Genomic DNA, 13,709 nt, shown 5'->3' with positions numbered 1-13,709 from the left:
CCTCGGACCGAAGCGATGAGGTGAATCCCGCAGCACCGAAATCAGTGGGACTCGGTGAGCACGCCCGCGTTCATGTGCCAGCGGCGGGTCGCGCGGACGGTGTCGAGCATGCGGCGGTCGTGGGTGACGAGCACGAGTGTGCCGGTGAAGGATTCCACGGCCTGCTCCAATTGTTCGATGGCGGGGAGGTCCAAGTGGTTGGTCGGCTCGTCGAGCACGAGCAGATTCACGCCGCGGGCTTGAAGCAGGGCGAGGGCGGCGCGGGTGCGTTCGCCGGGGGAGAGCGTGTCGCACGGCCGCAGCACGTGGGGGCCGCGCAGGCCGAATTTCGCCAATAGTGTGCGCGCCTCCGCCTCCGGCCATTCCGGCAGTTCGGCGCCGAAAGTGGTGGCCAGGGCCGCGGTCCCGCGGAACAGCCCGCGCGCTTGGTCGACCTCGCCGATCTCGACGCTGGAGCCCAGGCTCGCGGTCCCGGTGTCGGGCTGGAGTTTTCCCAGCAACAGGGCGAGCAGAGTCGACTTCCCGGAGCCGTTCGCTCCGGTGAGCACGATGCGGTCGGCCCAGTCGACCTGGGTGGTGATCGGGCCCAGCGTGAAGTCGCCCCGGGTGACGGTCGCCCCGGACAGCGTCGCCACCACCGAGCCGCTGCGCGGGGCCGCGGCGATGCTCATGCGCAGCTCCCATTCCTTGCGCGGTTCCTCCACCGCCTCGAGCCGTTCGATCCGGCGCTGGGTCTGCCTGGCCTTGGCGGCCTGCTTCTCGGTGGACTCCGCCCGCATCTTGCGGCCCGCCTTGTCCGAGTCCAGCTTCCTGGGATCGCGCGCCTTGCGGCGGGCGGTGCGGACACCGTGCTCGAGCCAGTTGCGCTGCATCTGCGCGCGGGACTCCAGACTCGCTTTGGTGTCGGCGTACTCCTCGTACGCCTCGCGCGCGTGCTGCCGGGCGATTTCGCGCTCCATCAGGTACGACTCGTAACCGCCGTCGTACAACCCGACCTGCTGCTGCGCGAGATCCAGCTCCACGACGCGGTTCACCGTGCGCGCCAGGAACTCCCGGTCGTGACTGATCACCATGAGCGGGACCCGCACGGCGGCGACGAACTGTTCCAGCCGGGCCAGGCCGTCCAGGTCCAGGTCGTTGGTCGGCTCGTCCAGCAGCAGGATGTCGAAGCGGGACAGTAGGACCGAGGCCAGTCCGGCGCGCGCGGCCTGACCGCCGGACAAACCGGTCATGGGCGTGTCCAGGCCACTGGGCAGGCTGTCCGCCAAGCCGAGATCCGCGGCGACCTCGTGGGCACGCTGGTCCAGATCGGCTCCGCCGAGGGCGAGCCAGCGCTCCAGCGCGGGGGAGTACTCGTCCGGCCCGCCTTCGGCGAGGCGCTCGGCCGCGGCGTCCATCGCTGCCTGCGCCTCGGTGACGCCGGTTCGGCGGCAGAGGAATTCGACGACGGTCTCGCCGTCGACCCGCTGTGCCTCCTGGGCCAGATAACCGACCGTCGCATCCGGGGGACTGAGCGTGATGCTGCCCGTCGGTGCGTGCCCGTCGGCGAGCATGCGCAGCAGCGTCGACTTGCCCGCGCCGTTCACGCCGACCAAGCCGATCACGTCGCCCGGCGCGAGGGTCAGATCCAGGTCGGCGAACAGTGTGCGTTCGCCGTGACCGGCCGACAGGCCGCGGGCATGCAGAGTGGTGCTCACCAGCACGAGTCTGCCGTGCTCGGGGTCGCACCCTGAGATCGACCCCGGGAGAAATCAGGGTCGGCATCGGCCGTCGGACCGATGGCGGGGCCCGCGGAGACGGGCACAGTGGAGGACGTAGCGATCACCGCACGAGAGGGAAGACCAATGACCGCCCCCACCCGCCGTTTCACCCGCTCCGCCCACGACAAGTGGATCGCAGGCGTCTGCGGTGGCATCGCCGAGTACCTCGGCTGGAACGCCAACGTCGTCCGTCTGCTGTTCGTGGTGTCGTGCCTGCTGCCGGGTCCGCAGTTCGTCATCTACCTGGTGCTGTGGCTGTTGATGCCGAAGAAGTGAACCCGCGGGGGCTGCGTCGAGCCCGCGCGAGTGACAGGATGGAACGATGCCGCTGCAGCGGCACCGCACCACCGGTACGAGTCCTGCTGAGGAGGGGTCATGATCACCTCGAGCGAATTCCCAGGTTTGGATATACCCGGCATCGACGCGTCCTCGTCACTGGACGGCCTGGGTGCGATCGAACTGCACCATCCGACGCAGGACATCGACGGCGACGGCTCGCTCGACACCATCACCACCACGGGTGCGGAGGCGATGCAGGTCTGGACCGACTACGACCACGACGGCTTCGCCGACCACGTCACCGTGGTGGAGAACGACGGCGACTACGCCGCATGGGAATTCCACCGCCACCCCGACGGCACCTCCGAGTGGGTCCGCACCGATAAAGGCAAGATCGGCGGCTGACCGGATCCGCGGGAGCGGAATTCGAGGGAACCGAGTGTCGGTGTGTTGCGTCGAAGGAAGTACGGCGGCATTTCGGCGCGAACGAGATTCGCGTCGGCGCAACGACACTACGAGGACGGAGGGGAGTCGTGGGCGGGTCGGAAATGGTCGGTGCCCGGACGGGGGAGCTCGGTGCGCTCGGCAGCGACTATCGCAGATCGGCGGACGCCGTGCGCGACCAAGCGAAGCGAGTTGCCGATCACCTGTTCGGCATCGGTGGCGAGGCGGGCCGGAACTACGCGCCGCAGGGAATCGCGGTGCAGCAGGGGCTGGAACGGATCGGTTCGTGGCTGCGTAACTGGAGCGAGGCCACTACCGCGACCGCCGACGCGCTCGGGGTCGCGGTAGTGGCCTACACCGAGACCGACCGGCAGCGCGCCTCCGAGACGAACAAGACATGAGACCGCCGAATGACATGTGCTCGCAGCGGCGACGCCACACATTCGAGGAGTCGGAATCATGACGGTTTCCTGGCAGGGCAAGACGATCGACACCCTCTTGGACGAGGGCAGCGTGGGATTGCAGTACTGGATCGAGTTCCTGCCGCTGTACGAGGCGGCGTTCGGCGGCAACGGGGGCCGAGGTGACGTCGACAAGCTGCTGGCGATGTACGACGAGCAGCGCGGCGCGCGGCTGGAGAAGCTGGAGCAGGCGGGGGAGGCGCTGAAAATCGCGCTGTCCGAGGCGGATCGGCAATGGGACGCGCAGCAGGGATACACCCGTCGGCTGCCCGAACTGTGGCAGGGAGCGGCGGCCGCCGCGGCGCTCGACATGCTCGGCAAACAGTCGGCCTTGGCCGACGAGGACCGGCAGCACGCCAGAGCCGCCATGGCCGTGATCGCGGATATGGCGAACTCGCTGCGGTCGGCGGTGGCCGCGAAGGCGTTCGCCACCCGGGAGCTGCTGGAGGGTCCGGTAGGCGGCAGCAAAGCGGTTGCGATCGACGGCAAGACACCGGAACAGGTGAAGGTCATCGTCGACGTGCGCAACGCGCGAGAATGGATCGACACGGACCAAGTCCGGGAACTCGGCCGCATCTTCCCCGCTCTTGCCGTGCCGGAGGACGAGATCGACCACAGGAACCTGCTCACCGGCGCGTACGGCGACCGCGTGCGCAGCGTCACCGAGGAGTGGCTGACCAATACGTTCAAACCGGACTTCGATCGCAAACTGGCGTCCTACGTCGATGTCTGCGCCGAGGTCGATCGACTGTTCAAGGACCAGTACAAGAACCTCACCGACGCATTGGCGCAGGTGTCCGAGCAGTCCTACCCGCGTCCGGAAGCCCCCTCCGAACCACCGCCGGGAACACCGGTCGACCAGGACAAGCCCCAGGTGACAAATGCCCCTGGTCCGCCGGGCGCGCCCACGGCCACGGTCCCGGCGAGCACGGCGCCGAGTACCGTCCCCGCATCGACTACGCCGACTACGCCGACTACGCCGACTACGCCGACTACGCCGACCACACCGATCACGCCGACTACGCCGATCACGCCGACTACGCCGATCACGCCGGACACGCCGAGTACCCCGAGCATGCCCAGCACTCCGACCGCCCCAGCGGTCAAGATGCCCGGGCTCGACGGCCTTGCCGCGCTCGGCCAGGTGGCGCGGGAACTGGCGCCACTGGCAACGAGTCTCGGCCAGGCGGTGGAGCAGGGAGTGTCCGCGCTGGGCGGAATCATCAAGAGCGGGGTCGACGACGCGATCGAAAAGCTCATGCAGAGCACCGATCCGCAGAATGCCGAAGCCGACGAACGCAACGACGAGGGGCGGAACGAAACGCCCCGCGCGGAGGCGGAATTCGATATCGGCGGTAAGCATGTGAAATTCGAGATGGGGCCGGACGGCCGGTTGAAACTTCTCCTCTCCGATGCCACGGGTGCGGAGCGGGAGTTCACCGTCGAGCTGAACGAGCACGGCATACCGGTCATCTCGATGATCGAGCCGGAAGCCGATAACGCACATCCTCCGGCGCCGGAGGCGCTGACACCGAAGTCACGCGACGAGGAGTCGCCGGCGCCGGAATCTCAGGAGGAGAAGAAAACGCCCGCTCCAGGCTCGGAACCAGGCACCGGGGACGGTCCGCCCGGGCTGCCGAGCGCAACCTCGCCCGGTACCCGACGCGAAGAGGACGGCGAACACTACCCGAAGCCGCTGCCGGAGCTGGGCGAGCCGGAGCTGGGCGACCCCGTGGACAGTGGCGCGGAACTCGCCGAAGCCGGGCCGCTGGACGCGGGGTTCGCCGAGGCGGGTCCACTGTGAGCCCGGCCGGCGCAAGATCGCACACCGGATGAGTGAGGAGGCGCAGCATGGTCGACTACGCCGAGGAAGCGAGGCAACTCGCCGCCGAGAATCAGCGCCGCATGTCGCTGCTGCTCGGCGAGATCCAGGCGATCAACGAGCAGACCGCGGCGACCGGCCGGGAATTCACCGACCGGCTGACCGCCGATATGGCCGAGTTCTGGGTGGCGCACGCCGCCGACCTGGACCAGGCCGCCGCCGTGGCGGAAGAGCAGCAGCGGCTGCAAGACGAAGCACAAGAGCAGCGCGCGGCCATCGCGCGGTCGATGGCCGCCCGCCGGGCCAATCAAACGGTGACGCCGGTCGACGAGGAGGACGAGGAGGCCCAGTTCTACCAACGCAAGAGCTGGCTGATCTGACCGGCGGAGTCCGGGCCGGTCGGCCGGCTACCGCCGCAGCAGCGCGGCGAGCTGGCCGACCTTCAGCTTCGGCGGCTCCTTCTCCTGCGGCGCAGCCGGGTCGACGACAGTGGTGTGCGGGATGACCTGGTCGGGATCGGCGAAGGCGTGGTAGGTCTTGTCGCCCGCCAGCGTGGCGAGCAGGTAACCGGCCAGCAGGGCGCGGGTGGTGCGGGCGGTCTTCGATTCGTGTGTGCCCGCACCCACGGCGGCGAGGACGCGTCGTCCCTCGATGATGCCGTTGTGCGAGGCCTTGTCGATGGCACGCAGGATCGCCGAGCCGCCCCACGCGGTGGCCAGCGGGATGGCGCTGGAGCTGACCGAGGTGATGTCGGTCGCGCCGGCCAGGATCAGCGCCGGAACGTCCAGCTCGGGTGCGACGGTTTCGGCGGCAGGAGCAGTGGGCGCGGGGAACAGCGCCGCGACGGTGGCGACGGGGCGACGACCGGCGGCGATGACCGCTGCGCCCGCGCCCATCCCGTGGCCGGCCAGGGCGAGGCGCTCCGGATGCACGCTGATCTCGCCGTCACCGAGGCGCACACCGGTGCAGATGTCGAGCGTGGTGACCAAATCGGCGGCCAGCCCCAGATGTGACGGAATCGCTCCGCGCTCGGTGTCGGGCGCAGCGGCCACGATGCCCCAGGAAGCGAGGTGCTCGAGCAGCGTGCGGTAGTGGCCCGCCCCGGTCAACCAGCCATGTCCGAACGCGACGGCAGGGAGATTCCGCCCCGCCTCGGGCGTGAACACCACCCCCGGCTGGCCGGCGATGGCCAGATTGCCACGCAACACGCGGTGCGGGCCCCGGCTGGTCAGGGTGCTCAATAGCGATTTCACAGACGCCGACACGACGTGAACGTTATCCGATAAGTAGTGTGGTGAGCCATGTGCGGAATCGTGGGGTACGTCGGGTACCGAGACGCGCTCGGCGTCGTCGTTGACGCGTTGCGCCGCATGGAATATCGCGGATACGACTCCGCGGGTGTCGCGATCCTGGACGGCGCGGGCGCGCTGGCGGTGGAGCGCAAGGCGGGCCGCCTGGCCAATCTGGAGGCCGAGCTCGCCGAAGCGGGGGTCGATCGCTTCGCGGGCACCACGGGTATCGGGCACACCCGCTGGGCCACGCACGGCGCGCCGACCGACCGCAACGCGCACCCGCATCGGGACCACAGCGGCAAGGTCGCCGTCGTGCACAACGGCATCATCGAGAATTTCGCCCCGCTGCGTCGCGAGCTGGAGGACGCCGGGGTCGAGCTGAGCAGCGACACCGACACCGAGGTCGCGGTGCACCTGGTGGCCCGCGCGTACGCCCATGGCCCGACCGCCGGCGATTTCGCGGCCAGCGCGCTGTTCGTGCTGCGCCGTCTGGAGGGCGCGTTCACGCTGGTCTTCACGCATGCCGACCATCCGGACATGATCGTGGCCGCGCGCCGCTCCACCCCGCTGGTGGTAGGAGTGGGTAAGGGCGAGATGTTCATCGCCTCGGATGTCACGGCGTTCATCGAGCACACCCGGGAGGCGGTCGAGCTCGGTCAGGACCAAGCGGTGGTGATCACCCTGGACAGCTACCGGGTCACCGACTTCGCCGGTGACGACGCGAGAGCGCGCACCCGCCCGTTCACGATCGACTGGGACCTCGCCGCCGCCGAGAAGGGCGGCCACGACTACTTCATGCTCAAGGAGATCGAGGAACAGCCCGCCGCCGTCGCGGACACCTTGATGGGGCATTTCAGTACCGACCACGACAGCGCGGGCCGGATCGTGCTGGACGAGCAGCGCCTCGCCGACCAGGAGCTGCGCGATTTCGACAAGGTGTTCGTCGTGGCGTGCGGCAGCGCCTATCACTCCGGTCTGCTGGCGAAGTACGCCATCGAACACTGGACCCGGCTGCCCGTCGAGGTGGAACTGGCCAGCGAGTTCCGCTACCGCGACCCGGTGCTGGACCGTTCCACGCTGGTGGTGGCGATCTCCCAGTCCGGCGAGACCGCCGACACGCTGGAAGCGGTGCGGCACGCGAAGGAGCAGAAGGCGCGCGTCCTCGCGATCTGCAACACCAACGGCGCGCAGATCCCCCGCGAGTCCGACGCGGTGCTCTACACCAGGGCCGGGCCGGAGATCGGCGTCGCCTCCACCAAGGCGTTCCTGGCCCAGGTGACCGCGAATTACCTGGTCGGGCTCGCCTTGGCGCAGGCGCGCGGCACCAAGTACCCGGACGAGGTGGCCCGCGAGTTCGCCGAACTCGAGGCGATGCCGAGGCTGGTGGAACGCGTGCTGGAGACCGCGCCGCAGGTGCGGGCGATCGCGCGGGAGCTGGCGCAGGTGCCGACCGTGCTGTTCCTCGGACGACACGTCGGTTACCCGGTGGCCTTGGAAGGCGCGCTCAAGCTCAAGGAGCTGGCCTACATGCACGCCGAGGGATTCGCGGCGGGTGAGCTCAAGCACGGCCCGATCGCGCTGATCGAGGACGGCCTGCCGGTGATCGTGGTGATGCCGTCGCCGAAGGGGCGCGCGGTGCTGCACTCGAAGCTGCTGAGCAACATCCGGGAGATCCAGGCCCGCGGCGCGCGCACCATCGTGATCGCGGAGGAGGGCGACGACACGGTGCGTCCGTTCGCCGACGACCTCATCGAGATCCCGAGCGCGCCGACGCTGTTCCAGCCGCTGTTGTCGACGGTCCCGTTGCAGATCTTCGCCGCCGAGGTGGCGCAGGCGCGTGGCTATGACGTCGACAAGCCGCGCAACCTGGCCAAGTCCGTCACCGTGGAATAGTTCAGCGGCCGCGCACTCTCGAGTGCGCGGCCGCTGCTTCGCCCGGATAGCGGTCGGCTATGCCCGTCCGAGAGCCACGGACTTACGCCCGTACGGGCGTGGCGGACTCCGGTGGCCGTGGCGCGCCGCTCGAGCTGCCCGGACGGACCGCGAGCAGCAGCGGCCCGCGGATCCCCCCTTGGCCGGCCTTACCGATGGTCGGTACACACGCTCGCTTCCGTACGACCGGATCTGCGGCGCACCTCGAGCGGGCCTCGCGGTCCGGCCACGATCTGAGCGTTCGCGGATACTCGCTGCTGGTCGTCTCGAGCTGTCGGCACGACGGGCCGGGCGGGCGACCTGCGGATCAACCAGGTGGCCGAGGTCGCGGTGCTGACGCAGAGCGCGCCTACCCGGCTGGAAGATCGGGGCCTGCTCCAGCGCTATCTATGCCTCGACGACCGTCGCCGCATCTCGGCGGGTTTGGACTTGCTGAACAGGCTCGGCCGACACACCCTGGGGCACCCGGGCAAGCGGCCGCGAATCCTGAACTCGGTTGGATGGAGGGGTTCGTCGAGCCGACGTCTGGGGCGCTGCGCCGACGGAACACCCGGCGATGTGGTTCCGGCGCGGTCGGTCTGTACCCCGATCTACTTCACCGTGACCGAGCCGCGCATCTCCGGGTGCAGAGAGCAGAGGTAGCGGTAGGTGCCCGGTGTGGTGAAGGTGTAGCTCCACTCGCCTTTGTCGAAGATCGGGCTGTTGATCCCCATGGCCTTGTCGCCGATGCCCTGCACGGTGTGCGGGACCTTGTCGTCGAATTTCCAGGTGACCGTGTCGCCGACCTCGACGGTGACCTCGGCGGGGGAGAATTTCATGTCGTGCACCACGACGGTGGCGGCGGCGGGCTTGCTGTCACCCGTCTGCGCAGCGGTGGTGGTCGGCCGGGCCGGCCTCGTCGTGGTGGCGGCCGAACCGGATTCGTCACCGCCGCAACCGGACAGCGGCAGCGCGCAGGCCAGGGCGACACCCGTGACGACGCGGACGATCTCGATGCGGCGGGCGCTTGGCATGATGGCCAAGCGTAGTAGGCCACACCGACGGAGGGAGCGGCGATGTCCACGCAGCGGGGCTATTTCACCGTAGACGAGGTGCGCGCGGCGGAGGCCGAACTGTTCACCCGGGTGCCGGACGGCGTACCCATGCGCCGGGCGGCGCACGGTTTGGCCACGGTGGCGGCGCGCGAACTGCGGGAGCGTACCGGCGGTATCGCGGGGCGGGCGGTGACCTTGCTGATCGGTAGCGGGGACAACGGCGGCGACGCGCTCTGGGCCGGAGCGCAGTTGCGCCGCCGCGGTGTCGCGGTCACCGCGGTATTGCTGAACCCGGAGCGGGCGCACGCCGAAGGGCTCGCTGCGCTGCGCAGGGCAGGCGGTCGAGTCGCCGACGACGCGGGCCGGCCGGACCTGGTGATCGACGGAATCGTCGGCATATCCGGTCGTGGGCCGCTGCGGCCGCGCGCCGCGGAAATCGTCGCGGCCGTGCAGGCTCCGATCGTCGCGGCCGACCTGCCCAGCGGCGTCGACCCGGGCACCGGCGCGATCGAAGGCCCGGCCGTGCGCGCGGACGTCACGGTCGCGTTCGGCGCGTACAAGCCGGTGCACGCCCTCGCCGCGCCGCAGTGCGGCCGAATCGAATTGGTGCCCATCGGCTTACGTCTTCCGGCGGCGGGGCTCGTCGCGCTGGAGCCGGCGGCCGTCGGCGCCGCGTGGCCGGTTCCCGGCCCGGCCGACGACAAATACACGCAGGGTGTGACGGGCGTATGCGCCGGCAGCGCGACGTATCCGGGCGCGGCGGTGTTGTGCGCGGGTGCCGCCGTGGCCGCGACGTCGGGCATGGTGCGGTATGCCGGGACCGCGGCCGCCGAGGTGCTGAACCACTTTCCCGAAGTGATCGCTACCCAGGAGATCGCCGCGACCGGTCGCGTCCAGTCCTGGGTATTCGGTCCCGGCGCCGGCACCGATGCCGCCGCCAGGGAACGCCTGCGCGAAATCCTGGCCACCGACCTCCCGGTGGTGATCGACGCCGACGGCCTGACTGTGCTGGCCGCGGAGCCGGATCTGGTGCGCGGTCGTGCGGCACCGACCGTCCTGACTCCGCACGCGGGCGAGTTCGCTCGGCTCACCGGCCACGAGGTCGGTCCGGACCGGGTGGCCGCGGTCCGCGACTTCGCCGCTGCCTGGCAGGTCACGGTACTGCTGAAGGGCCGTGCGACGCTGGTCGCCGCTCCCGGCCGTCCGGTGCTGGTCAACGAGGCGGGCGGTTCCTGGGCGGCGACCGCGGGCGCGGGCGACGTGCTGTCGGGCATCATCGGGACCCTGCTCGCGGCGGGCCGCGAACCCGCATGGTCGGCCGCGGCGGCCGCGCGCGTGCACGCACTGGCCGCGAACCTCGCCGCCCACGACGCCGCCCCCGCGGGAACCCCCATCTCGGCGAGTCTCCTGGCAGCTCATGTCCGCCCCGCGATCGGCGTCCTACGCGGCCTCGCCCACCCCTTCTGACCGGTCGGCCGCCCACCAGCTCTTTCGCCGAGGCGTCAGGCGAGCATGGAGCGTGCGCCGAACCCGCGGGTGCAAGGTGATGGTTCGCGTCGCGGTGGGCGGTGTTCGGTGAAAGCGATGGGCGGTGCGGAGCAGTGCGGAGCCGACGGCTGTCGAGTGAGCCGGTGCTATATCTTCCCGATCGGCGATCTTCCCGATCGGCGCGTGCCGCACCCGGAGCCGGCGGGCATCCAGCCGGTCCGACGCGGGTTCCGGCGAGCACGATGGCCGGCATGCTATGTGCCGGGCGTCACCCTCGTCGGCGTAATCGGTGCTGGTCGTGGCGCACGACACACCGGCCGGAGCGCCACACAAACCGATTGGAACCGGAAACGAGCGCGCCAATAGACTCGACCGGAAACAACGCGACGACTGATCTCGAGAGCACATGGGTAACTCGCCGGGCACGCCCACGATCCGGGCGGCATCGAACGCAGGGCATGGACCCGAATCTTGCGTGCCCGACCAGTACGGCCCTGACCCGCGGAGAGGCGGCACAGCGCAAGTGGAAACGGTCATCGACCTGGACGCCATCGCCCACAACGTGCGGATCCTGCGGGAACACGCGGGCGACGCCGCGGTGATGGCGGTAGTGAAGGCCGACGGCTACAACCACGGTGCGATCGAGGTGGGCCGGGCCGCCTTGGCCGCGGGTGCGGCGGAACTGGGCGTCACGACGGTGGGCGAGGCCGTGCAGTTGCGTGCGGCCGGGATCACCGCGCCCATCCTGTGCTGGTTGCACAGCACGGACACCCACTTCGCGGCCGCGGTGGCCGCCGACGTCGAGATCGGGATCTCCTCGGCGGCTCACCTGCGAGCGGTCGAGGCCGCGGCGCGCGACCTCGACCGTCCGGCGACGGTCACCCTGAAGGTGGACACCGGCCTGAACCGCAATGGCGTGTCGCCGGTGGTATATCCGGAAGTCCTGACGGCGCTGCGCGCTCTGGTCGACGAGGGTGTGGTGCGGTTTCGCGCGATCTTCTCCCACCTGGCGCACGCCGACGAACCCGCGCACCGCAACAACGACGCGCAACGCGCCCGTTTCCTGGACGCCATCGCCACGGCCAAGGAGCACGGCTTGGAGCCGGAGCTGGTGCACATCGCCAACTCCGCCGCCACCCTGACCCGCCCCGACCTGGCCTTCGACCTGGTCCGGCCGGGCATCGCCATGTACGGCCTGTCCCCGATACCGGACGACGATTTCGGCCTGCGGCCCGCGATGACGTTCCAGGCCCGCGTCGCCCTGGTCAAGCGGGTGGCCGCGGGCGAAGGCGTTTCCTACGGGCACCAGTGGATCGCGCCGCACGACACCACCGTCGCGCTGATTCCCGCCGGGTACGCCGACGGCGTCTTCCGGCCCTTGAGCGGACGATTCGGCGTCTGGCTCGGCGGGGCACTGCGCAAGAACGTGGGGCGGGTGTGCATGGATCAGTTCGTCGTCGACCTCGGTGACAACGCGGCGGGTGTTCAGGAAGGCGACACCGCGATTCTCTTCGGTGCGCGACCGCACGCCCAGGACTGGGCGGACCTGCTCGACACCATCCATTACGAAGTGGTGTGTGCGCCGCGCGGCCGGGTCACCCGGCGCTATGTCGGTGGCGTCCGATGAGCCGCTTCCGGGTGACCCCGTTGCGCGGCGGGCTGGCCACGGTGGGTTTCGTCGGTGCGCTCGCGGGCGCCCATGCCCTGCGCTGCGCTGGTGCGCGGGTGCTGTGGCCCGCCCGGGGCGACGACTACCGCGACGAGAATTTCGCGCTGATCGATGCCGACCGCGCGGGGACGGTGCTCGCCGACGACGGTGTGCCCTTGGCCACGCGGACCTGTGGCCCCGACGACGCGCCGGTGACGGTGATCTTCGTGCACGGCTTCTGCAACAGCATGGCTTCCTTCCACTTTCAGCGTCGTGACCTGGAAAAGCGCTATGGCGCACGGGTTCGCATGGTGTTGTTCGATCTGCGCGGGCACGGTCGTTCCGGTGTGCCGAGCGCGGCGAGCTGTACCGTCGCCCAGCTCGGCAGCGACCTTGCCGCCGTGCTGAACGCCACTGCTCCGGCCGGGCCGGTGGTGCTGGTGGGACATTCGCTGGGCGGGATGGCGATCCTGGCCGCGGCCGCGCGATTCCCGGAATTGTTCGCCGCCAGGGTGATCGGGGTCGCGCTCTTGTCGACCGCGGCCGCCGAGGTCACCGCGGCGGGTATCGGGCAGGTGTTGCGCAATCCCGCGATCGACGGCTTCCGGCTGGCCGTGTACACCGCGCCCGCACTGGTCCAGGCCGGCCGCGTCACCGCTCGCCATGTGATCGCGCCGATCCTGCACGTCAGCTCGTTCCACGGACCGGTGAGCCCGACCCTGTCGCGCTTCACGACGCTGATGATCGATCAGACGCCGATGGCGACCATCGTGAAATTTCTCCAGGCCATCGAGCTGCACGACGAGTCGGCGGCGTTGCCCGTGTTGGCGGGCACGCCGGTTCTGGTGCTCGGCGGCGCGCACGATCTGGTGATCCCGTTCCGTAACTCGCGTGCGCTGGCCGCCGCCCTGCCCGGCAGCGAGCTCGTCCGGCTGGAGGGCGCGGCGCACATGCCGCACCTGCAATACCCGGACATCGTCGATGCCGCGCTGGATCGCTTGCTCGTGCGCGCGGGCGTGGTGGACCCGGCGTCGGAAGAGGCATCGGAGGCGGCTCGTGGCTGATCCGGGGCATCGGGTGCTGCCCACTGTCGCCGACACCGAGGCACTGGGCCGGGAACTGGCCACCGATCTGCGTGCCGGGGATCTGGTGGTGCTGGACGGTCCGCTCGGCGCGGGCAAGACCGCGCTCACCCGCGGCATCGCCGAAGGACTCGGCGTACAGGGACGGGTCAGTTCGCCGACGTTCATCATCGCCCGCCAGCACCGCGCGGGGCAGCGCGCGGGCGGGCCGCCGGTGCCCATGGTGCACGTGGACGCCTACCGGCTCGGCGGCGATCTGGACGAGCTGGACGCGCTGGACCTGGACACCGATCTGCATCAGGCGGTGGTCGTGGTGGAGTGGGGCCGCGGAGTGGTGGAACACCTCGCGGAGCGGCACCTGCGCGTGGTGCTGTCGCGGGCGCCGGACTCGGATGTGCGCACCGCCAGCTGGGAATGGGTGAATTAGCTCCCAGGTAGCTCTGCGTCGGCGGTTGCTACCACCCGGT

The 13,709-nt window shown here is 70.0% G+C and carries 13 protein-coding genes; 10 read left to right on the top strand and 3 right to left on the bottom strand.

What is annotated here, in order from left to right; all coding sequences use genetic code 11:
- Nucleotides 1–41: 41 nt before the first annotated feature.
- The gene (locus ACT89H_RS18825; protein ID WP_445109927.1) at nucleotides 42–1,697 is read right to left on the bottom strand and encodes an ABC-F family ATP-binding cassette domain-containing protein; all 1,656 of its coding nucleotides are present in this window, start codon (nucleotides 1,695–1,697) and stop codon (nucleotides 42–44) included.
- 147 nt (nucleotides 1,698–1,844) lie between these two features.
- Here ACT89H_RS18825 and ACT89H_RS18820 point away from each other — a divergent pair, with 147 nt between their 5' ends.
- The 5 genes from ACT89H_RS18820 (at nucleotide 1,845) to ACT89H_RS18800 (ending at nucleotide 5,146) form a co-directional block, all read left to right on the top strand.
- On the top strand, nucleotides 1,845–2,036 hold the full coding sequence (locus tag ACT89H_RS18820) for a PspC domain-containing protein (RefSeq protein ID WP_445109926.1): 192 nt from the start codon (nucleotides 1,845–1,847) through the stop codon (nucleotides 2,034–2,036).
- Nucleotides 2,037–2,135: 99 nt separating this feature from the next.
- Entirely contained in the window at nucleotides 2,136–2,444 is a 309-nt protein-coding gene (locus tag ACT89H_RS18815; RefSeq protein ID WP_445109925.1) for a DUF6802 family protein, read from the top strand.
- A 128-nt stretch (nucleotides 2,445–2,572) separates the two neighbouring features.
- Nucleotides 2,573–2,884: a hypothetical protein gene (locus ACT89H_RS18810; protein WP_445109924.1), complete on the top strand. Its 312-nt coding sequence runs from the start codon at nucleotides 2,573–2,575 to the stop codon at nucleotides 2,882–2,884.
- A gap of 58 nt (nucleotides 2,885–2,942) precedes the next feature.
- Complete coding sequence (locus ACT89H_RS18805; RefSeq protein ID WP_445109923.1) at nucleotides 2,943–4,748, top strand: hypothetical protein; 1,806 nt, start codon at nucleotides 2,943–2,945, stop codon at nucleotides 4,746–4,748.
- Nucleotides 4,749–4,795: 47 nt separating this feature from the next.
- Nucleotides 4,796–5,146, top strand: coding sequence for a hypothetical protein (locus ACT89H_RS18800; RefSeq protein ID WP_445109922.1), 351 nt, complete (start codon nucleotides 4,796–4,798; stop codon nucleotides 5,144–5,146).
- Between the two features lie 27 nt (nucleotides 5,147–5,173).
- Here the strand turns inward: ACT89H_RS18800 and ACT89H_RS18795 are convergent, their stop codons facing one another.
- On the bottom strand, nucleotides 5,174–6,031 hold the full coding sequence (locus ACT89H_RS18795) for an alpha/beta fold hydrolase (RefSeq protein ID WP_445109921.1): 858 nt from the start codon (nucleotides 6,029–6,031) through the stop codon (nucleotides 5,174–5,176).
- A 36-nt stretch (nucleotides 6,032–6,067) separates the two neighbouring features.
- Here ACT89H_RS18795 and glmS point away from each other — a divergent pair, with 36 nt between their 5' ends.
- Entirely contained in the window at nucleotides 6,068–7,951 is a 1,884-nt protein-coding gene (gene glmS, locus ACT89H_RS18790) for a glutamine--fructose-6-phosphate transaminase (isomerizing) (RefSeq protein WP_445109920.1), read from the top strand.
- Between the two features lie 629 nt (nucleotides 7,952–8,580).
- Here the strand turns inward: glmS and ACT89H_RS18785 are convergent.
- Nucleotides 8,581–9,003: a cupredoxin domain-containing protein gene (locus ACT89H_RS18785; RefSeq protein WP_445109919.1), complete on the bottom strand. Its 423-nt coding sequence runs from the start codon at nucleotides 9,001–9,003 to the stop codon at nucleotides 8,581–8,583.
- A gap of 42 nt (nucleotides 9,004–9,045) precedes the next feature.
- Between ACT89H_RS18785 and ACT89H_RS18780 the strand changes: the two genes are divergently transcribed.
- From ACT89H_RS18780 to tsaE, 4 genes are all read left to right on the top strand, one after another.
- Entirely contained in the window at nucleotides 9,046–10,491 is a 1,446-nt protein-coding gene (locus ACT89H_RS18780; RefSeq protein ID WP_445109918.1) for an NAD(P)H-hydrate dehydratase, read from the top strand.
- A gap of 427 nt (nucleotides 10,492–10,918) precedes the next feature.
- Nucleotides 10,919–12,139 carry an alanine racemase gene (gene alr, locus ACT89H_RS18775; protein ID WP_445109917.1) on the top strand — a complete coding sequence of 407 codons (1,221 nt, stop codon included), beginning with the start codon at nucleotides 10,919–10,921 and terminating at the stop codon, nucleotides 12,137–12,139.
- Nucleotides 12,136–13,224: an alpha/beta fold hydrolase gene (locus ACT89H_RS18770; RefSeq protein ID WP_445109916.1), complete on the top strand. Its 1,089-nt coding sequence runs from the start codon at nucleotides 12,136–12,138 to the stop codon at nucleotides 13,222–13,224. Before alr ends, ACT89H_RS18770 begins: the two co-directional genes overlap by 4 nt.
- Complete coding sequence (gene tsaE / locus ACT89H_RS18765; protein WP_445109915.1) at nucleotides 13,217–13,669, top strand: tRNA (adenosine(37)-N6)-threonylcarbamoyltransferase complex ATPase subunit type 1 TsaE; 453 nt, start codon at nucleotides 13,217–13,219, stop codon at nucleotides 13,667–13,669. Before ACT89H_RS18770 ends, tsaE begins: the two co-directional genes overlap by 8 nt.
- The last annotated feature ends 40 nt before the right edge of the window (nucleotides 13,670–13,709 follow it).

The organism is Nocardia aegles (genome assembly GCF_052545135.1).
The sequence above is the reverse complement of the archived record's forward strand: the minus strand, read 5'-3'. Positions and strand labels throughout refer to the sequence as shown.